We start from the raw sequence: 19,705 nt of genomic DNA, 5'->3' as shown, positions 1-19,705 counted from the left end.
TGTGCATAGTGTTCGGCAACAAGCAAGCAATTTTTTCCTGTCCCCCATAAAACATTCCTACAGGAGACCCCTCATGTCTGTCATGCAGTTCACCTCGCCTGCCCCGGTGGAAGGGCAGGGCTACGGCATCAACTGGGATACCGCCGAACAGCGCGTTCAGGAGCTGAAGGACTTCCTGATGACCGCGCCTCAGGTCATGGATCCGGAACGCCTCCGCTGCCTTCTGGACGTGTATGATGAATTCGCCGGCGAATCCACGCTCTACATCCGGGCGAAACTGTTTGAACGCGTGCTCTTGACCAAGAAGATTTTTCTGGACGGCAACCCCATCGTGGGCACGCTTACGGGCATCCGCTGCGGCGTGAATCCGTATCCTGAATGGAACGTGTCCTGGATCAAGGACGAAATGCAGCTCGCCAAGATGACCTCTCTCGGCGAAATGAAGATTCCGCAGGAGACCCAGGATCTGCTCGAAAAGGTGTACAAGAAGTGGAAGAACCGCACCTGCATTGCCCTGAACAACAAGATGTACAAGGACAAGTACGGTGTGAATCCCGCGCAGTACTCCAAGGCGGGCATGTACTACGACAACGTGAGCGTGGCTTCCGGTTCCGGCATCGCCGACTATCCCAAGGCGCTCAACAAGGGCCTGCGCTGGGTGGTGGACGATCTGAAAAAGCGCCTCCTCGACTGCCCCACCACGCTGGAAAACAAGGAAAAGCATGACCTCTACCGCGCCATGATCGTGGCCACGGAAGCCGTCATTGCCCATTCCCACCGCTATGCCGACCTTGCGGAAAAGACGGCCGAAGCCGAAACCGATCCCAAGAACAAGGCCGAACTTCTGGAAATCGCGGAAATCTGCCGTCGCGTGCCCGAATATCCCGCCCGCAACTTCCGTGAAGCCATCCAGTCCTTCTGGTTCATTCACCTCGCCATCGAAGTGGAACAGATGGCCTGCGCCACCTCCCCCGGCCGTTATGGTCAGTACATGTATCCCTTCTACAAGAAGGACATCGACGAAGGCAAGCTGACCAAGGAGCAGGTCATCACCCTGCTGAAGTTCCAGTGGATCAAGCACATGGAACTCGGCGAATACCAGGGCGGCTCCTACGCCAAGACGCTTTCCGGTCACACCGGCCAGACCATCACCATCGGCGGCGTGGACGCCTACGGCCGCGACGCCAGCACCGAACTGGAAGAACTGCTGCTGGAAACCCAGATCAGAATGCGCGGCATTCAGCCCACGCTGACCCTGCTCTATCATCCGAAGCTCAAGACTTCCTACATGAACAAGGTGGTGGACTGCATCCGCGGCGGCTCCGGCCAGCCTCAGATTCTCAACAACACCGTGGTCATCGAACGCAACCTCGCCCGCTTCTCTCAGTACGAAGGCGGCATCACGCTCGAAGACGCCCGCAACTGCGGCAATTACGGCTGCGTGTCCACGGGCATCTGCGGCATGGGCAGCTTCATCACGCAGGAAGACCAGCCCTGCCTCGCCAAGGTCGTGGAACTTCTGCTCCACAACGGCAAGGATCCCTCCACCAAGAAGGTGGTGGGCGCGGAAACCGGCGATCCCCGCGAGTTCAAGACCTTTGAAGAAGTGTACGACGCCTGCAAGGCGCAGCTCAAGCACCTGTTCACCATTTCCCGCCATCACTCCGATCTCAGCCAGATGGCCCGTCTGCAGGTGGTGCCGAGCATTTTCCGCTCGGTCATGTACCAGGGCTGCGTGGAAAAGGGCATGTGCGAAGAAGCCGGCGGCACCAAGTATCCGCAGGTGAACCCCATCATGACCGCGGGCATAGACGCAGCCAACTCGCTGCTCGCCATCAAGCATCTGGTGTTCGACACCAAGAAGCTCACCATGGATCAGCTGCTGGAAGCCCTCAACGCCAACTTTGAAGGCTATGAAGACATCCGCAAGATGTGCTTCGAGGCTCCCAAGCACGGCAACGACTATCCCGAAGTGGAAGAATTCGTGCAGCGCTTCTACCGCGACGTGGATGAAATCCACAGCTCCGTCGGCCCGGACTGCTTCGGCCACAGAACGCCTCTGGACGCCTACTCGCTCTCCTACCACAACTACTTCGGCTCGCTCATGGGCGCTCTGCCCACGGGCCGCAAGGCAGGCGTGGCCCTTACCGACGGCAGCGTGTCCGCCATGCCCGGCACCGACCATGAAGGCGTCACCGCCCTCATCAAGTCCGGCGCGGAAGCCATCGACACCGTGCGCTACGGCGCGAACCACTTCAACGTGAAGTTCCTGCCCTCCGCGCTGGAAGGTCCGCAGGGAGCGCGCAACCTCATTTCGCTCATCAAGACCTACTGCGACTACGGCGGTTCGCACATTCAGTTCAACTGCGTAAGCTCCGCCACGCTGCAGGACGCGCAGGATCATCCGCAGGACTACAAGGATCTCGTGGTCCGCGTGGCCGGATTCAGCGCCTACTTCACCCGCCTCGACCGCGGCGTGCAGAATGAAATAATCAAGCGTACCGAGTACGCCCAGTAAAACGAACGGCGGCGGAGGAATCTCCGCCGCCTTGCATAAGAGCGGAACACCGGGCGCATCCGCGCTTCGGAAAACGGAGGCCGCAGGAGGCCGCCGAACGGCACGGGCCGCCCGCGGGGAGGGGACCATGAGCAAGGGAACGGTTTACAACATTCAGCGCATGTCCACCAAGGACGGCCCCGGCATCAGAACCACCGTGTTTCTGAAAGGCTGCCCGCTCCGCTGCCTCTGGTGCAGCAATCCCGAATCCCAGAGCTTTGCCCCTCAGCTTCTGTTCTTTCAGGATCTGTGCACGGGCTGCGGAGCCTGCGAAAAGGTCTGCCCCGCGGGCGCCGTGCGCATGGAAAACGGCGTGTCCCTGCTCGATCGGGAAAAGTGCCTTTCCTGCGGAGCCTGCGCCCAGGAGTGTCCGGCCAAGGCCAGAGAAATGAGCGGCAGGGTCATGAGCGTGGACGAAGTGATCGCCGTAGTTCGCAAGGACGCGCTTTTCTACGAAAATTCCGGGGGCGGCGTGACCTTCGGGGGCGGAGAGCCCACGGCGGCGGGAGAGTTTTTTCTCGATCTTGCGGAAGCCTCTCTCTATGAGGGCTGGCACGTGACCGTGGACACCTGCGGCTTCTGCCCGGAAGAACGCTTCGACAAGGCCCTCAAGCTGGCGGATCTTTTCCTTTTCGACTGCAAGCACATGGATCCTGCAAGACACCGGGAGCTTACCGGGCAGGACAACGCCCTCATACTCCGCAACATGGGCGCGGCGCTGGAGTCGGGCAAGGAAGTGCGCATCCGCATGCCGCTCATGCCGGGCCTCAACGATTCGGACGAGAATCTTGAAGCCATGGCGCAGTTTTTCGGCAGGTACGGCCGTTCCGAAATAGAGATCATGCCGTGCCATGCCTTTGGAAAAAGCAAGTATCAGGCCCTCGGAAAGCCGTTGCCGCCGGTGGAACAGTACACGCCGGAAGCCCTCAGGGAAGTTAGGGAACGCTTCAGAAGACACGGCCTTTCCACCGTTGTCGTGTGACAGCGCAAAATCAACAGGAGCAGCTATGTTTACCGTGACCATAGGCGACGAAATGCTGGAAAAGCTTCGCGCCATGCTGGAAGATGAAGATGAGGAAATCTGCGTGCGTCTGCGCGAATACAAAGTGGGCGGCGGATGACATTGCAAGATCGTGCTCGGTCTGGGCATGGACGAAATGGACGAAGACGAGGATGAAAAGATTCTCATCGAAGACGTCCCCTTCATCGCAGACAATGATTTTCTGACAAAGTACGGCAAGGCTTACGAGCTGAGCTTCAATGAAGACAAGCAGGTCGTGCTGACGGCTCTGAACGCTTAGGAAAGGCGTCGGGACAGGATCCGTTTTCCGGGAGGCCCGGAAGCAGGATACGGGGCGGAACCGTCGGCAGAAGTGCCTGCGCAACACGGGAGAAGACCATGTTCACAGTGACTGTCAATGAAGAAATGCTGGCGAAACTCCGTTCCATGCTGGAAGACGAGGATGAAGGAACCTGTGTGCGCCTGCGCGAATACACGCTGGGAGGCGGCTGCCGTTCCCGCATCATTCTGGGGCTCGCTCTGGAGGAAAAGGACGAGGACGAGGATGAAAGCGTGACCGTGGAAGACGTGACCTTCATTGCCGACAGCGATTTTCTGCTGAGGTACGGCCGCAAGTTCTCCCTTGGACTCAACGAAGAAAAGCAGGTTGAGGTCAAGGCGCTGGATTCCGACAACTGATGCGGAACTGTTCCTGTTGAAGAGCGCCGCGAAGTGCGTTGCAGACGCATGCGGCGAAGCCAGGCCCGCTTTCCGGCAAAACCGGAAGGCGGGTTCTGCCGTGAACGGGCCGGACGACGGCAAGGGCGTGACGAAAGCCTTCGGGAATCCGGCACGCCGCGGGAGGAGAGAAGATGGATATGGACTATGCGCGCATGCATGAGTGTCTCATGCGTTTTCTTCGCCTCATGCACGAGCCTGTGGGCATCACGTTTCTGTTCGACGAAAAGAGCGTGGAGCAGTTTAGGGCGGAGAACGAATATTGCGAGCCGGTGCGGCCGCTGACGTTTTGTCAGGCGGAGCTCGGGGCCCGCATGGAGGGGCGCACCGTGCTTCTGGACATGAAGAAGCTCTGGTGCCTCGACGCCCGCTGCTGTTTCGGCGTGGACGAAGTGAGCGACGCCGTGGTGCGCGATCTTCTGCGCTTCGGCACGGATGAAGCGCAGGTGCGCGGCTTTGTGGAGAGCAAGCCCCGCATGGAAAAAGCGCCGCTCGCCGTGGTCATGCGGCCTTTGCGCGAGCAGAAGGACATGCCGGACGTCGTGCATTTCTGCTGCGACAACATGCAGGCGTATCATCTTGTGGGCGACTGGATGGCCGTTACCGGCGTGCATCCCTTCCGCCCGTCCCTGTGCATCAATTCCGCGGTGTGCGGCGGCACGGCGTTCAGCTACATTCACGGTCAGGCCAATCTGACCCTGGCCTGCGCGGGCAGCTACAATTCCGGCAAGATGGAGCGCGGGGAAGTCAACGTGATGATTCCCGGCTCTCACATCCGCGCCGTGGTGGAACGCATGGCCGACCGCGTGGAAAAAACGGGCGGCGTGTCCATCACGCGTTCGGGCCACCCCTTCCCCGGAGCGGACATCTGCCAGAACTGCCCGCTCATCGTGTTCAAGAAGCGGGAGCCGTCGGGACAGGCGTCCTGACGCGGATTTCGGAAAAAGAACAAAGGCCGTTTTCCTCGGGGAAAACGGCCTTTGTTAATGGATGACGCCGGAAGATTGCCGGGCGCGGAGCGCGGGAGAGCCTTGCAGACAAGAGCGATGTCACGGCCCTGCCTTGGCGGGCGCGGAGCACTGCCGTTGACGCGACCGACGGCGCGGGCCTGACGGTCTGCACGGACGCGCGGAGCGCGTTTTTCAGAACAGGCTCAGCTGACTTGCCGTGGTTTTGGTGTGGCGCGTCAGCCTGACGGCGTGGAAGTGCGAGAGCGGCAGCAGCGGCGAGGGCGGAAGCGCAAGTTTGTGCCCGTAGAGGGTGCGGCTTGCCGCGGAGGACAGAAACACTGCTTCCGAGGCTCGGGTGATGCCCACGTAGAGCAGCCTTTCCTCTTCTTCCACGGGGGGCGGCGTGAAGTCGTCGCTTTTGCCGAGCAGCGCGCCCACGCCGCGGAAGGGCAGCAGGCCGTCTTCCGCGCCGGGAATGAACACCACTTTGAATTCCAGGCCCTTGGAGGCGTGCATGGTCATGAGCTGCACGTATTCCGCCTGCCCTTTCACCATGTCGATTTCCCGGCGGAACGACACGAAGTCCAGAAGCCCCGGCCAGCCGCCGTGTTCCTTCCATGCCTGGCGGAGGCGCTTGAACGCCGCAGATTCGCTGAACAGCGGCGCAAAGCGTTCGGGGCAGAGGGCCACCACGGCGTCCGGGCCCTCGGCCCACGTTTCGGCGGGCACCTCGTCGAGCGCGTCTTCCTTGCGAACTTCATCGGTCGGCGCGGCGGAAGCCATGGCCGCCAGCAGGGGAAAGCGGTCGGCGTCGAGAAAGGCGGCTTCCTTGCGGGAGTGTTCCTCCTGTTGGTGGAAGCGTGCCGCGGCCTGAAGCAGGGCGTCGGCGCTCTCGTCGGTCCAGAAGGCGTCGGCTTCGGGCGCGGAGCAGGGAATGCCCCGGCGTTCCAGCGCCGCGCGGATGGGAGGAATGAGCGCCTTGATGCGGCAGAGCACGGCGATTTCTCCCGGACTGCAGGAACCGGAATCGAGATGGCAGCCCGCGAGCGTTTCGTGCAGGTCGGCCTGCTGATGGGACGTGCCGCCGATGAGGTAGGCAATGCGGTCGGCAATCCAGGTGGCTTCCCGTTCGGCGGTCGGCGCGCCCATCCACTGGAGCGTGGCCGAGGTTCCGGTAACGGAGGAGAGTTCCCCGCAGGCGCCGTGCCCGGCCAGAGCGTCGTGTCCGGCCGCGAGAATGGCGGCCGCGGAGCGGTGACTTTCGGTGAGGCCCAGCACGCACAGCTGCGGCCAGCGGGTGCGGAGCGCTTCTTCAATGCCTGCATCCGCGCCGCGGAAACCGTAGATGGACTGATCCGGGTCGCCGATGCCGAAGAATCCCGAGCCGTCCGCCGGGGTCAGCGCTTCCACGAGCGCCTTCTGCAGCGGCGAGAGGTCCTGCACTTCGTCCACGAGAATGTGCTTCCAGGGCTTGGCCGCGCCGTAGTTCCGGCTTCTGAGTTCGGCAAGCCACGTTTCCGGCAGATCGGTGTAGTCGGCAAGATTCCTTTCTTTTTTCCATTGCCGGTAGCGTTCGGCCAGGGGCGCAAGTTCCCTTGGAATGTTCAGCGTTTCGCGGCCGAGCTCCAGCTGGTCGTAGAGACGCGAGGCATCCTTCTTGTCGAGCGTGGGATTGGCCGAGGCAAAGGCCTTGCGCGCGCCCTCTTCGGAGAGCACCACCGGAGCCTCGCCGGGCCAGTGCCTGAGGGCCAGCGCGTGCAGGGTGTCGGCTTCCGGCAGCGGGGCGTTTTCTTCGCCGCCCATGGCGGCGGCAAGGCGCGAACGCATTTCTTCGGCCGCGCGGCGCGTGAAGGTGATGGCCACGATGTCCGAAGCCGGAGTGCCGGAGCGAAGCAGCCGCACGAGCCTGCCCACGAGCGTTCTTGTCTTGCCCGCGCCCGGGCCAGCCAGCACCAGCACGGGGCCGGGGCCGGCCTCCAGCGCTTCGCGCTGCATGGGGCTGAAGGATTCCGGGGAAAAGTCGGGATGATTTTCGGCGCTTTGTTTGCAGCTTTTGCCGTCAGTCGGCGGCGTGTCGGCGTTCAGATTTTTTTTTTGAGCCCTGCTTTTTTTCAGGGGAGCGCGACGGGCGGCGGGCACGCGTTCCAGCAGGGAGGGGGCGTTTTCCTCATCCTCAAACAGGCGGATGGTGCCGTATTCGCCGTCGTAGCCTGCGTGGCGGATGACCTTGCCCGCCCTCATGCGGGACACGGCTTCGCCGAGCTCCGGCCAGGCGTGACGCAGATCGTGTTCCGGCGTGTCCTGCAGAATGGTCATTTCCGAACCGAAACGTTCCAGCAGGTCGGCGTATTTTTCCTGCACCTTCCGGGTCTTCGAGCCGCAGTGCAATATTTCGCCGAGCACTTCCGGCAGCGGAATGAGCGACTGAAAATCCTTGCCCGGGCAGGGCGGTTCGGTGCGGTCGGAAAGCTCCAGCACGCGGTGCAGCACGCCCACGGTGAGAGGCTTGCCGCACACGGGGCAGATGTTGTTCAGCTTCATGCATTCCGCAGGTTCGAGCACCACGCCGCAGGCGCGATGGCCGTCGAGATGGTACTTGCCTTCCTCGGGGAAGAATTCCAGCGTTCCGGCGTAGGTCGTGTCGCCGCTCTTCTGATGCAGCGCGCCGAAGATGCCGTCGTAGGAAATCGCGCCGTCAAAGAGCGTGGCCTCGCGCGCGAGGTTCTCGCCGGAATGCGCGTCGGAACTCGACACCATGAGGAGCCTGTCGAGATGGCTCCAGCAGCGGTTCATGTCCGGGTCGGAGGAAAGGCCGGTTTCCGCCGCAAAAATATGGGGAGCGAGGTCTTCAAAGCATTCATCCAGACTGTCGAAGCCGGACTTGGAGCCGAAGAGCGCGAACCACGGCGTCCAGATGTGGGCGGGAATCATGTAGGCGCGGGGAATGTCCAGCACCATGGAAAGCAGATCCTTGACGTCCAGACCGAGAATGGGACGCCCGTCGGATTTCAGATTGCCGATGGCTTCCAGCTTTTCGCAGAGCCTGTCGGCGGACTCGAAATCCGGCACATAGACCAGGCTGTGTATCTTGCGCACCGCTCCGTTCTTCTTGTAGATAGAACTGATTTCCGCCTCCAGCATGAAGCGGGGTTCCCGCGGTTCCATGCCGGCGAGGTGGGGAATTTCGCGGGCCAGATCTTCGCGGGAAAGGGGCGTTTTCAGGCGGAAGAGGCCGCTTTCGTCGTCGAGTTCGAGGGCGTCGCGCAGTTCCTGCCGCCAGACGGGATGCGTGAAGTCGCCCGTGGCCAGCACGTCGATGCCCTTGACTCCGGCCCATGCCGCCAGATGGGGAAGAGTGAGACGCGAACTTGTGGCTCGGGAAAAACGGGAATGGATATGCAGGTCGGCTCGGAACATGGATGACTCGCGGCGGAAGAAGGTAGGAAGAACGCTGTCGGCAGTCGGACAGTTGACCTGTTATAGCGGGAACGGGCACGTTGCGCAATGACGGGAAAGGGGGGAATGCGGCATGAGCGCGGAAGAAATACGAACCATGAATGCGGCGTTTCCCGCCGGACTGGAACAGCCGGAGGGAAGTTTCCGCTTCAGCGGCGACGCGCTGCTGCTGGCCGATTTTGCTCTGGAACTTCCGCTGCCGGAAGGCGCGTGCTTTGCCGATCTCGGCACGGGGTGCGGCGTGGCGGCGCTTGCCGTGCTGCGGAAGGCGGCGTCGTGGAAGGGCGTGGGGCTGGACATTCAGCCGGCCCTTGCGGCCGCGGCCGGGCGCAACGCCTCCCGCCTCGGGCTTGAGGAGCGCTTTTGCGCGCTTTTGGGCGACGTGGCGTCTTCTTCCGATCTTCGGGCGGCGCGGCTTGCGCTGACCGGGGAGACCGGCGCGCCGAACGGCGTTCTGCCGCTTTTTGACGCCGTCATCTGCAATCCTCCGTGGCGGCGCGAGGGCGCGGGACGTCTCCCGCCTTCGGACATGCGCCGCACCGCGCTTTTCGGCACGGCGGAAACGTTTCCTTCCTTTTTCGGCGCGGCGGACGCGCTTTTGAAAAACGGCGGACGCCTTGCCGCCGTGAGCGGCGCGGAGCGCACGGCGGACATGCTGGCGGCCTTGCCTTCGCGCCTGCACCCGGAGAGGCTGCGCTTCGTGTTCACGCGGCGCGACGCTCCGGCCGTCTTTGTGCTGCTTGAGGCGCGAAAGAACGGCAGGGCGGCCCTTCGCGTGGACAGGCTTGAGCTGTAGTGCGGCAAGCGCTGCCGGAAACGCGCAGGCTGCGGCAGCTCTGCGGCGCTGCTTCCGGACGGAATGTTTTTGCGCCCGCCTTCCTCGGCGCTGCTCCGACCATGCCGCGGCTCCTTGAGCAGAAAAAAGGCCGCGTCCTTCGGCAGGGAGGACGCGGCGCATGATAATTTTTCGGAAACGGTATGTTTTCCGTTTATTTCGGTTATAGTTCAGCGTTCCGACCAGAGCAGACGCTTGTTCTTCACGTTCAGGCGTCCGAGGGGCAGTCCGTTCCAGCGCAGCAGCGCCACGCGATCCTTCGCGGAAACCGAGGACGGCGCGGGCAGGCTCTGCCCCTGCAGCAGGCCTGAAATGACGCGCAGCCCTTCCGCGCCTTCGAGATCCACGTGGGCGCATGGGCCTTCGATGCGCACGCGCGGGGAGAGGCGCACATCGCCGTTCTTGCCCGCCTTGCCCATGTACAGGCCCTGCCAGTGCAGCGAATCGGGAAGGGCGGCGAGCGCCGGGACGGGAAGCGCGTGCAGGCTTCCGCCGAAAAGTCCTATTTCGGCGTGAACGAAGCGCGGGTCGAGCCCCTGTTCGCGCAGCTGCTGCTCGCTGAGCACCTCGGCCTGCACGGGATTGTCCGTATAGGGCAGCGGCCCGGAGCTCTGACCGGGCTTGCGGAGCCGGGCCACGAAAAAGCCCTGCGTGTCGCCCAGTTTCGGGGAAAGGCACCACACGCCTTCACAGCCCTGCGGCGGCTGGAGGTCGAAGCCCGGCACGTCGCCGAGTGGTTCGAGTTCGAGGCCGAGTTCTTCCCGGGCGAAGAGCACCTGCTTTTCGTTTTCCTCCACGTCGGTGGTGCAGGTGGAATACACCACCACGCCGCCGGGACGCAGCAGCCTTTCCGCTTCGCGCAGCAGATCCTTCTGCAGACGGATGAGCGGGGCGACCTTGTCGTCCTTCCAGATGTCCATGACTCGGGGATTCTTTTCCACGGTGCCCCAGCCGGAACAGGGAGGATCGAGCTGAATGTAGTCCCACGAGGCGTCGGGCAGGGGCAGATGCTCGCCGCTCTGGCAGCAGGTCGCGGTCTGGATGAGTCCCATGACGTGCAGATTGCGGCGCAGATTGGCAAGTCGCACCGGGGAAGGTTCGTTGCCGAGCACGAGGCCGTGCGGCCCCACCAGCCACGCAAGCTGACTGGTCTTGCTGCCGGGGCTTGAACACATGTCCAGCACCGACGCGCCCTTCGGCGGATTGAGCGCAATGGGCGGCAGCATGGAGGCTCTGTCCTGAATGTAGATGAGGCCGAAGAATCCGGCGAGACTGTTGCCCAGAGGCCCGGGCCCCTCCACAAGACGCCGCGCGGGCGGGAAGAAGGCGTCGGGCTCGAAGCGGAAACCCTGCAGACGGAGCATGTCCTCGACAACGGGAATGTCGTCCGTGGAGCAGGCAAAGCGGAAGGAGCGGCGTGGGGTGGTGGTCATGTCTGTGAAACTGCTGTTGATGGTGTGGTTGTTACAAAAAGGCCGGCGTCGTGCTGTTGCCGTTTGGGGCGAGAAAGTGTAGAGTCCCTTGCAAATCCTTTAAGGAGTCTTTTATGTCCAGACGTTTTCTGCCCGCCATATGGGCATTTACCCTTCTGTTCCTGATGATGCAAGTGCCCGCGATGGCGGCCACCTATGTGGTGGCGCCGTTTTCGGTGTCCGGCGCGCAGGGCTATTCCTATCTGGGGCAGGCCGTTCCCTCCATGCTGACTTCGCGCCTCTACCTTCAGGGGCAGTTTGAACCGTCCAGCCGTCAGGATGCGGCGCTGAAGGAAAAGGCTCCCGCTTCCAGGGACGCCGCCTCCGCCATGGCCCGCAAGTTCGGGGCCGATTACGTCATCTGGGGCAGCATCACCGTCATGGGCGATCAGGCCAGTCTCGATGTGAGCGCCCTTTCGCCCGACGGCAAGGTGTGGAAGGAAGCCGCCACGAGCCCGGTGAACGCGCTCATCGGCGGCCTGCAGAACGTGGCCGACAGCATCAACATCGAAGTGTTCGGCCGCACCGACGTGGTCCGCGCCGGAGGGGCCGCCGGTTCCCCCAGCAGCGCCTTTCTCATGAACGAAAGCCGCGGCCGCGTGCAGGACGGCGCGTATCTCAATCCTTCGCTGCGCTACCAGGGCACCGAAGACGACAGAGCCCAGATCCGCAGCCAGATGCTCGGCTTTGAATGCCTCGGCATGGAAGTTGGCGACATCAACGGCGACGGCAAGAACGAAATTCTGCTGCTCAACGACAACTCCCTGAACGCCTACGTGTGGCAGAACGGCAACAAGCTTGTGGAAATCGGCGAATACCGCCTGCCTTCCTCCATGAAGCCCGTGCTGGTGCGCTCCTTTGTTCAGGACAAGAAAAACTACATCATTCTCAGCGGCTACAGCAAGAGCGACACCGCGGCCTATTCTCAGGTGCTGCAGTTTGCGAACGGCAAGTTCAACGTGGTGGCGCGCAACGTGCGCCGTTATCTGAACGTGGTCAAGATTCCTCCGCTCTACGCGTCCACGCTCATCATGCAGGACAGCGACCGCAGCAAGGTGGTCAGCGGCGCGGTGTACGAAGGCCGTATTTCCGGCGACGACGTGGTTCGCGGCGGCAAGCTCTCCAATCTGCCCAAGCAGGCCACGGTGTTCAACTTCGCCTGGATTCCCGCCGACAAGGGCAAGCGCGGCGACCATCTGGCGCTCATTGCCGAAAACGAAACGCTCGTCACCTACGATGCGCGCGGCAACCGCGTGGCCGGCACGGAAGACACCTACAGCGGCAGCTCCGTGTACGTGGAAGGCGACCGCGGCATCGGCGCGCTCTCCTCGAGCGGCGAAAGCTCCGACGCCGTGCTCTACTACGTGCCCATGCGCATGCCCGTGGTGGATCTCGACCACGACGGCCGTTACGAACTCATTGCCAACAAGCCCGTCACCACGGCCGGCAAGCTGTTCTCCAACTACCGCACCTATCCGCAGGGCGAAATTCACGCCATGCTCTGGAACGGCATGGGCATGGAACTTCTGTGGAAGACCCGCCGCATCAAGGGCACGGTGTGCGACGTGGCCGTGATGGACGCGAACAACAACGGCAAGCTCGACCTGATAGTGGCCGTGAACTCCTACGCCGGTCTTACCACGGGCATCAAGACGCGCTGCGCCGTGTACCTGTATCCGCTGGATACGACCAAGGTCAACGCGAAGCCCAACTATCAGGAATAATTTCTTCAGGTTATTCGGGGGTATCATGTCTGACAGGAACGACTCGCCCATATTGCCGGAAGTGACGTTTTCCACCTTTGTGCTGTCTCTGGCCTCTTCCGCGCTGGTGCATCTCGGCGAGGTGCCCAACCCGGAAACCGGAAGCACCGCCCGCAACGAGGCCCTGGCCCGCAACGCCATCGACGTGCTCACCATGCTCGACGACAAAACGCGCAACGGTCTCACGCCCGAGGAAAGCAAGCTCATGCGCGACGTGCTTTATGAACTGCGCATGAAGTTCGTGGCCCGTTCCTGACTTCCCCCTCACCATCAGCGGGCCGGATATTCCGGCCCTTTTTTTGGAGTATTGCCATGCTGCGTGCCGGACTGGTCGGCGTAACCGGGTACACCGGGATGGAACTGTCCCGTATTCTGGCCTCCCATCCTTCCATCAGACTGACCGCCGCCACGTCCCGGCAGGACGCGGGCAAGCGGCTCGATACCGTGTATCCCTTCCTTCAGGGGCTTCCCGGCGGCGACGTCGTGCTCATGGAGCCGGAAGTGAAGGCTCTCGCCGAACAGTGCGACGTGGTCTTTCTCGCCGTGCCCCACGGCGTGGCCATGGAAATAGGCGCGGATCTCTACGACGCAGGCGTGAAGGTCGTGGATCTGTCCGCAGACTTTCGCCTGCGCGACGCAGACGTGTATGAAGCCTGGTACAAGCCGCACACCCGCAAGGAATATCTGGCCCGCGCGGTGTACGGACTGCCGGAAATCTACGGCGACAAGGTGCGCGAAGCCAGGCTGGTGGCCAATCCCGGCTGCTATCCCACGGCGTCCATACTCGGCCTGTACGCGGCCCTGAAAAACGGCCTCGTCCGCACCGACGACATCATCATCGACGCCAAGTCCGGCACCACCGGCGCAGGCCGCAAGGCCGTGGTCAGTTCCCTGTACTGCGAAGTGGCCGATTCCTTCCGCCCCTACAACATCGGCGGCAAGCATCGTCATACCCCGGAAATCGAACAGGAACTCTCCGTGGCGGCGGGCACGCCCGTGACGGTGTCGTTCAATCCGCATCTTCTGCCCATCAGCCGCGGCATTCTGGCCACCATCTACACGAAGCTGTCCACGCCGCTCTCGCAGGCCGACGTGCAGGCCCTCTACGAGGATTTCTGGAAGAACAGTCCCTGGGTGCGCGTGATGCCCGCAGGCAAGCTGCCGGAAACGCGCAACGTGCGCGGCACCATGTTCTGCGACATCGCCGTGACCGTGGACGAACGCACCGGACGACTCATCATTACCTCGGCCATCGACAACCTCTGCCGCGGCGCGTCCGGTCAGGCCGTGGCCAACGCGAACCTCATGTTCGGCATTCCCGTGAACACGGGACTGAACTTCGCGCCGCTGGTTCCGTAGCGCGGAAACATTGCTGAAAAAAGGGCGACGGCTCAGGCTGCCGCCCTTTTTTTGTGGCTTTTTTGGTGGGGAGGGAGAGATGCGCAGGGCATTGTGCGCGGGGGCGGCGCTTGCGCGGGATCGGCGTGACCGGGCTGTGGGGCCGGACGCCTCAGAAGAGCGGGTTTGCGAAGGCGTGTATTTCAACCATGCTGTCAGTGGGCCCGCCGACTTAGAAAAGCGGGGCGCGCGAAGACGTGCAGCGGGCGACGTTCCGAATTTCGGGCGCTGTACGCGTTTCCTTTCGGCGGAAGCGCCGCGTTCCGGGAGAACGCCCGGGCGGAATGTGAAAAATCGGCGACGCTGGAGGACACGCCGTCGATTTTTCACTGCAGGGGGAAAAGGTCGTTACAGCACGGAATTGGGAAGAATGCTGGGGAAGAAGAATTCGGCAATGGGCACGCCTACGAGCATGAGCACGGCGAAGTTGATGGCCAGGAAGCATGCGGCATAGGCATAAGGCCGCAGTCCCGGAGCCCACACGGCGTTGGAGTAGAGCATGGCCGCGGGGTTGCTGCCGGAAGGCGTAAGAATGCCGATGTTCAGGGCGGCGATGCAGCACATGCACACAAGCGCCGGATTGATGTTTGCCGCCACGGCCACGCTGTAGGCGATGGGAATGTAGATGGCCGTGCAGCCGAGGTTGTTCAGGAACTGGGACATCAGACTGGCCATGGCCACCAGAAGCATGAGAATGACCACTGTGCTCTGACCGGAGGTCAGCGGCGTGACCAGATCCACAAACCACTGACAGATGCCGCTGGCGTCGTTGGACATGACGCCGGCAATGCCGATGGCGGAGAAGTTCACGAGCAGGGCGTCGTAGCGAACGCTGGAAGCGATGGTCTTGCGCATGGATTCGTTCTGCACGAAGTCGAAGGCGAAGAAGATGGCGCACATGAGGGCGGCGCAGCCGGTGTTGCCGAGCTTCTTGAAGAACTTGGTGAGTTCCCAGTGCGAGGGCAGCAGGGAGGGGATCATCATCATGACGATGAACAGGAAGAACCAGAGAAGCACGATCTTCTGATAGGTGGTGAGACGCAGCTCTTCGGGATTGAAGTACACCTTGGCGTTATAGATCTTGCTCACGTCCGGCCTGAGCACGAAGCGCATGAAGGCCAGCGTCAGCACGACGATCATGGAGTCCACAATGAGGGACCAGGCAAAATACTGGGGGAAGTCGATGACGTCGCCGCCGCTGAGCTGGGAATACGCGCCGAGGGCCACCACGGGAAGCGACTTGAAGGGGAAGATGGAGGCGGTGACGCTGCCGAAGAACGGAATGGCCACCATGACCATGGTTGCCCAGTGTTCGCCGGGCTTGATGCCGTACACTTCGCAGATGCTGTAGAAAATGGCCCATACGACCAGCACGCCCGGGGACACGCCGATGAAGAGAGTGAGCGTCATGATGGCGGCGAGAATGCAGAAGGTCATGACCCAGGGGCGTCCGCGGCCGATGGGAAGACTGCAGATGTGAAGGGCTATCCAGCGGGAGACGCCCGCCTTGTCGATGACGCCCGTAATGATGAACACGAAGAACACGAGCAGGGCGCTGCTGTTGCCGAAACACATCTTGAGCACGTTGTTCACGCTGGCGTAGCCCGAGAGTCCCACGGCGAGAATGCCGAGAACGCTGGGCCAGGCAAGGTCGAGCGTCAGCCAGCCGAAGGCCATGCCTATGTAGATGCATATGATCCTTGCTCCGAGATCGGTCATGGCTCCGGTGCCGGACACCAGCTCGGGAGCGCCGAACATGCAGAACAGAACGATGGCGAAACACAACCATTTGGAAGGCGTCAGATTGGATAAGCGTAGGGAGGACATAGAGGCACTCCTTGCAGTGAGGAAGGCGGTGTGCGGGAGGGAGCTTTCTGACGGGATGCCGTAAACGGCGGGCGCTTGCGGCATCCCGCTGAGGTCAGACGGTGGCGCCGGCGTCCCAGCCGGTGCGGACGGCGTTGACGATATCGGAGGCGCGCACGCAGTCGCCTATGTTGATGACGTCAAAGGCCGTGTCGCGGAAGGAATCCCGCAGGTCGGCCAGAGAGCGTGTGCCCGTGCAGATGATGAAGCTGTCGGCTTCAATGGTCTGCGAGCCTTCGGTCGTGCGCACGTTGAGGTGGTCCGGTTCAATGCTCTCCACCGTGGCGTCCACCAGGGCGGTGACGTTGTTCTTCTTCATGAATTCCATGATGTGCATGCGTTCGCTGATCTGCGCCGTGGCGGCGAGATAGTGTCCGAGTTCCACCACGGTGACGTCGTGCCCCTGGCCTGCGAGATCAATGGAAAGTTCGCAGCCCACAAGGCCGCCGCCCACGATGGCCACGCGCTTGCCGAGCAGCTCGTAGTGCCCGAACACGTCCCAGGACATGAACACGTTTTTGCCGTCGATGCCGGGAATGGGAGGAACCACCTGTTCCGCGCCCACGGCGATGATGGCCACGTCGGGGTCGATTTCGGAAATCAGCTTCGGGGTGGCTTCGGTGTTCATCAGAACATGCACGCCGGACTTGTGAACCTGCCGGATGAGATATTCGCGGAAGGCCTTCATTTCCTGCTTGAACCACATGCCGTCGGAGAACAGCGCCTGACCGCCGAGCCTGCCGCTCTTTTCGTAGAGCGTGACGTCGTGGCCGCGTTCGGCCGCGGTGAAGGCGGCCTGCATGCCGGCAATGCCGCCGCCGACAACGACGACCTTGCGCTTTCTGGAAGGCATGGGAATGAGGTGCTTCTTGGTGATGCCCTGATACCAGAGCGGATTGACGGCGCACTGTCTGTCGTAGGTGGAGTCCTTGCGGATGTTCACTTCCGTGGTGAGGGCGCCGCGCTTGGAGCCGTCGAGGCAGAAGTCGCAGCGCAGGCAGGGGCGGATGTCCTCAAGGCGTCCTTCGCGGATCTTGTTGACGAAATCGCTGTCGGTGAGGGCCTGACGCGCCGTGAGCACGTAGTCGGCCTTTCCTTCTTCGAGCAGCCGTTCGGCGAGATCGGGATCGTGAATGCTGCCCACCACGCCCACGGGAATCTTGACGCCGGCCTTTTTGGCGAGTTCGCTGGCTCTGGCGTTGTGCGCTCTTTCAAGGAAGTGCGTGGGATGCATCTTCGGACGGCTGGAGGCATCGAGGCGGGTGCCGCAGGTCATGTGAAGCATATCCGCTTCTTCGGAAAGGATGAGGGCCTGTTCCGCGGCGTCTTCCGGGGTGATGCCGCCTTCCATCATGTCGGAGCCGTTCATGCGCACTTCGATGACCAGATCGTTGCCCACTTCCTGACGGATGCGCTTCATGATCATGAGCGGATACCGGCAGCGGTTCTCCACGCTTCCGCCGAATTCGTCGGTGCGGTGATTGGTGAGCGGCGAGAGGAAGTTGTTCATGAGCCAGCCGTGACCGTAGTGCAGCGTAATGGCGTCGAAGCCGGCTCTTTTGACCATGAACGCGGCGTGCGCGTACATTTGCGCCACGTCCTCCATATCCTTGTCGTCCATTTCCTTGACCTGACGGCCGTTGTACACGAAGGCGCTTGCGCTCATGATGGTGCGGCCGGGGCCGGGAGTCATGCAGCAGCCGGCGTGATAGATTTCGCAGGAGCTGCGCGCGCCGTAGGCATGCACCACGCGCTGAAGCTTATGCATGTTCATGAAGGCGTGGTACTGCTCGTCGATGGAATAGGTGCGGGGATGACCGCCGTCCTTGGGCACTTCGATGGGCAGGCATATCTGCGCAAAGCCGCCGCGGGCAAAACTGCTGTAGTATTCTTCGCCTATGATGTTGATGAGGCCGTTGGCGTCCGTGCCGAGCGCCATGCCCATGGGAGCCTGGAAAATTCTGTTCTTGTACTCGACCTTGTTCTTGCCGACGATGAGCGGGGTGAAAAGAAGAGGATATTTTTCCTTGTACAGAGGTTTCATGGGCTCCTCCTGAAAAGTTTTAAGGATCGGGGACTTGTTAATGGATATAGGAGAATTGTGATTTTTTGCATAATCGATTTTTTTTGGAGGCGTTCAAAAAAAAACAGGAGGCGGAATCGGCGGAACGCTATTTGTGCTGAAAAGAACGTAATGCCTCCGTCATTTTTTTGGCGCTGCACAGGGAAATCCCCGGAGCAGGACCCGCGTTGACAGAAAAATATTTTGCAATCATAGTTAATAGCAGGAAATTTTAAAATATCTTCCGAGGTGCGGTGCGGCTTATGAAGATAGATCATCTCCTATATTTTTATGAAACGTCGCGCAGAAAGTCGTTGAACGAATCGTCAAAGTATCTTCATCTTTCGCAGCAGTCGCTGAGCGCGTCCATTCGTTCACTTGAAGAGGAACTGGGCGTGCAGCTTTTTCGCAGAACCAACAACGGCATACTGATGACCGACGTCGGAAAAAAGGCGCTTGAGCATATCGAAGTCATTATAGAGGAATACAGAAAGCTGCTTGCTCTGAAAAATTCCGGCGAAGAGACGTGCGATCCTGTGATTATTCTGGCGCAGAGGAGTCTGAGCAAGATATTTCTGTCGCCCGAGCTCATCGAGTATGTCAAAACATCGAAGCTCATCATTCATTCGGGAGCCGTGGAGGACAAGATTCTCGATGCGGAATGCGACGGAAACGACAGCCGTCTGTGCCTGCGGTTCTATCCGAAGGAGATGCTTTCGCTCATTGTGCGCAAGGCGGAAGAAAAAGGAAAAAGAATCCTTTCTCTTGCGTCGGGAAGCATTTCTCTGTTCGTCAATTCCAGGCTTCCGCTGTCGAAAAAGAAACATGTGCTTCTGAGCGATCTGCACGGGCTTTCGTTTGCCACGTCAGGCAGAGCGCTCAGAAGAATTTACGACTACAATAACATATTCATGCAGAAGGCTTCCATAAAGAAAAGCGTAGTCTTTCCGGACAGACAGACGCTTTTCGACGCCATTGCCAAATCGCAGAACATCTACACGGTGTCCCTGCGGCTCGATGCCTTCGACAATCTGCTCATCAGGCAGAAAATCATAACCGCGCGGGAAATAGACGACGTGTCCATTCCGCTGGTGTTTTGTCTGGTCATTCCCTCAAACAGAAAGCTGAACGCCCTGGAAGAGGAGATTGTGGCGCTGGTGAAAAAGCAGTTTGCTCAGATGGAGAGCTCATCCATTCTTTAGATTTTTCAGGTGACGCGCGTGGAAGAACCGCGGAAGGCGCAGCGGCGGGGCACAGGCCGTCGGGGCGAGGGCATCGTTTCGTGCCCGGTGTTTTTTGAGGGCAAAAGGGGAAGATGCGCAGGGCATTGCGCGCGGGATCGGCGTGACCGGGCTGTAGGCCCGGAGCCTCAGAAGCGCGGGCTTGCGAAGGCGTGTATTTCAATACTGTTTCCAGCAGGTCCGCCCGACTCAGAAAAGCGGGGCGCGTGAAGGCGTACAGCGGGCGACGTTCCTCCGTTGCTCTTTGCTGCTTTTACGCAACCAAGGGTACGAACGGGAGCGTCTTCATGGGCACCGGAGCTCATCGGATATGCCGGACTCCGGGCGTTCTGCGCCGTCTGCATTGATTGCCGAGGACAGGCGCGTT

At 61.2% G+C, this 19,705-nt stretch carries 14 protein-coding genes; 10 read left to right on the top strand and 4 right to left on the bottom strand.

Annotated elements, in window-relative coordinates; genetic code table 11:
* Nucleotides 1–73: 73 nt before the first annotated feature.
* The 5 genes from Q0K02_RS01380 (at nt 74) to Q0K02_RS01360 (ending at nt 5,224) form a co-directional block, all read left to right on the top strand.
* Nucleotides 74–2,518: a glycyl radical protein gene (locus tag Q0K02_RS01380; protein ID WP_294484248.1), complete on the top strand. Its 2,445-nt coding sequence runs from the start codon at nt 74–76 to the stop codon at nt 2,516–2,518.
* Between the two features lie 127 nt (nt 2,519–2,645).
* A complete protein-coding gene (locus Q0K02_RS01375; protein WP_294484246.1) occupies nt 2,646–3,539 on the top strand; it encodes a glycyl-radical enzyme activating protein in 894 nt (297 codons plus the stop codon).
* Between the two features lie 25 nt (nt 3,540–3,564).
* Complete coding sequence (locus Q0K02_RS12345; protein WP_363315653.1) at nt 3,565–3,858, top strand: ErpA-related iron-sulfur cluster insertion protein; 294 nt, start codon at nt 3,565–3,567, stop codon at nt 3,856–3,858.
* 98 nt (nt 3,859–3,956) lie between these two features.
* A complete protein-coding gene (locus Q0K02_RS01365; RefSeq protein ID WP_294484241.1) occupies nt 3,957–4,256 on the top strand; it encodes an ErpA-related iron-sulfur cluster insertion protein in 300 nt (99 codons plus the stop codon).
* Between the two features lie 173 nt (nt 4,257–4,429).
* Nucleotides 4,430–5,224 carry a DUF169 domain-containing protein gene (locus Q0K02_RS01360; protein WP_294484239.1) on the top strand — a complete coding sequence of 265 codons (795 nt, stop codon included), beginning with the start codon at nt 4,430–4,432 and terminating at the stop codon, nt 5,222–5,224.
* A gap of 213 nt (nt 5,225–5,437) precedes the next feature.
* Here Q0K02_RS01360 and Q0K02_RS01355 read toward each other — a convergent pair whose 3' ends face one another.
* A complete protein-coding gene (locus tag Q0K02_RS01355) occupies nt 5,438–8,662 on the bottom strand; it encodes a UvrD-helicase domain-containing protein (RefSeq protein WP_294484237.1) in 3,225 nt (1,074 codons plus the stop codon).
* Between the two features lie 112 nt (nt 8,663–8,774).
* Here Q0K02_RS01355 and Q0K02_RS01350 point away from each other — a divergent pair, with 112 nt between their 5' ends.
* Nucleotides 8,775–9,497, top strand: coding sequence for a methyltransferase (locus tag Q0K02_RS01350; protein WP_294484235.1), 723 nt, complete (start codon nt 8,775–8,777; stop codon nt 9,495–9,497).
* A gap of 209 nt (nt 9,498–9,706) precedes the next feature.
* Here the strand turns inward: Q0K02_RS01350 and Q0K02_RS01345 are convergent, their stop codons facing one another.
* Nucleotides 9,707–10,969, bottom strand: coding sequence for an RsmB/NOP family class I SAM-dependent RNA methyltransferase (locus Q0K02_RS01345; protein WP_294484233.1), 1,263 nt, complete (start codon nt 10,967–10,969; stop codon nt 9,707–9,709).
* A 113-nt stretch (nt 10,970–11,082) separates the two neighbouring features.
* Between Q0K02_RS01345 and Q0K02_RS01340 the strand changes: the two genes are divergently transcribed.
* Genes Q0K02_RS01340 through argC form a run of 3 tightly spaced genes read left to right on the top strand, consistent with a single transcriptional unit; the run spans nt 11,083 to nt 14,130 of the window.
* Nucleotides 11,083–12,732: a VCBS repeat-containing protein gene (locus Q0K02_RS01340; RefSeq protein WP_294484232.1), complete on the top strand. Its 1,650-nt coding sequence runs from the start codon at nt 11,083–11,085 to the stop codon at nt 12,730–12,732.
* 25 nt (nt 12,733–12,757) lie between these two features.
* On the top strand, nt 12,758–13,027 hold the full coding sequence (locus Q0K02_RS01335) for a DUF1844 domain-containing protein (RefSeq protein ID WP_294484229.1): 270 nt from the start codon (nt 12,758–12,760) through the stop codon (nt 13,025–13,027).
* Nucleotides 13,028–13,083: 56 nt separating this feature from the next.
* Nucleotides 13,084–14,130 (top strand): N-acetyl-gamma-glutamyl-phosphate reductase, encoded by a 1,047-nt coding sequence (argC, locus tag Q0K02_RS01330; RefSeq protein WP_294484228.1) that lies wholly within the window; start codon nt 13,084–13,086, stop codon nt 14,128–14,130.
* Nucleotides 14,131–14,517: 387 nt separating this feature from the next.
* On the opposite strand, the gene Q0K02_RS01325 is transcribed toward argC, so the two are convergent.
* A complete protein-coding gene (locus Q0K02_RS01325; RefSeq protein WP_294484225.1) occupies nt 14,518–15,996 on the bottom strand; it encodes an SLC13 family permease in 1,479 nt (492 codons plus the stop codon).
* Between the two features lie 94 nt (nt 15,997–16,090).
* Nucleotides 16,091–18,079, bottom strand: a complete 1,989-nt coding sequence (locus tag Q0K02_RS01320) for an NAD(P)/FAD-dependent oxidoreductase (RefSeq protein WP_294484223.1) — start codon at nt 18,077–18,079, stop codon at nt 16,091–16,093.
* A gap of 281 nt (nt 18,080–18,360) precedes the next feature.
* Here Q0K02_RS01320 and Q0K02_RS01315 point away from each other — a divergent pair, with 281 nt between their 5' ends.
* On the top strand, nt 18,361–19,299 hold the full coding sequence (locus Q0K02_RS01315) for a LysR family transcriptional regulator (RefSeq protein WP_294484221.1): 939 nt from the start codon (nt 18,361–18,363) through the stop codon (nt 19,297–19,299).
* Nucleotides 19,300–19,705 lie beyond the last annotated feature (406 nt).

This window comes from uncultured Mailhella sp. (assembly GCF_944324995.1).
Classification (GTDB): domain Bacteria; phylum Desulfobacterota; class Desulfovibrionia; order Desulfovibrionales; family Desulfovibrionaceae; genus Mailhella.
Note: the sequence above shows the minus strand (reverse complement) of the source record. Positions and strands in the feature narration are given on the sequence as shown.

What these genes read in the sequence shown, in the direction of transcription:
- Q0K02_RS01380 (WP_294484248.1), top strand. Translation starts at nt 74, where the DNA reads ATGTCTGTCATGCAGTTCACCTCGCCTGCCCCGGTGGAAGGGCAGGGC.
- Q0K02_RS01375 (WP_294484246.1), top strand. Translation starts at nt 2,646, where the DNA reads ATGAGCAAGGGAACGGTTTACAACATTCAGCGCATGTCCACCAAGGAC.
- Q0K02_RS01365 (WP_294484241.1), top strand. Translation starts at nt 3,957, where the DNA reads ATGTTCACAGTGACTGTCAATGAAGAAATGCTGGCGAAACTCCGTTCC.
- Q0K02_RS01360 (WP_294484239.1), top strand. Translation starts at nt 4,430, where the DNA reads ATGGATATGGACTATGCGCGCATGCATGAGTGTCTCATGCGTTTTCTT.
- Q0K02_RS01355 (WP_294484237.1), bottom strand. Translation starts at nt 8,662, where the DNA reads ATGTTCCGAGCCGACCTGCATATCCATTCCCGTTTTTCCCGAGCCACA.
- Q0K02_RS01350 (WP_294484235.1), top strand. Translation starts at nt 8,775, where the DNA reads ATGAGCGCGGAAGAAATACGAACCATGAATGCGGCGTTTCCCGCCGGA.
- Q0K02_RS01345 (WP_294484233.1), bottom strand. Translation starts at nt 10,969, where the DNA reads ATGACCACCACCCCACGCCGCTCCTTCCGCTTTGCCTGCTCCACGGAC.
- Q0K02_RS01340 (WP_294484232.1), top strand. Translation starts at nt 11,083, where the DNA reads ATGTCCAGACGTTTTCTGCCCGCCATATGGGCATTTACCCTTCTGTTC.
- Q0K02_RS01335 (WP_294484229.1), top strand. Translation starts at nt 12,758, where the DNA reads ATGTCTGACAGGAACGACTCGCCCATATTGCCGGAAGTGACGTTTTCC.
- argC (WP_294484228.1), top strand. Translation starts at nt 13,084, where the DNA reads ATGCTGCGTGCCGGACTGGTCGGCGTAACCGGGTACACCGGGATGGAA.
- Q0K02_RS01325 (WP_294484225.1), bottom strand. Translation starts at nt 15,996, where the DNA reads ATGTCCTCCCTACGCTTATCCAATCTGACGCCTTCCAAATGGTTGTGT.
- Q0K02_RS01320 (WP_294484223.1), bottom strand. Translation starts at nt 18,079, where the DNA reads ATGAAACCTCTGTACAAGGAAAAATATCCTCTTCTTTTCACCCCGCTC.
- Q0K02_RS01315 (WP_294484221.1), top strand. Translation starts at nt 18,361, where the DNA reads ATGAAGATAGATCATCTCCTATATTTTTATGAAACGTCGCGCAGAAAG.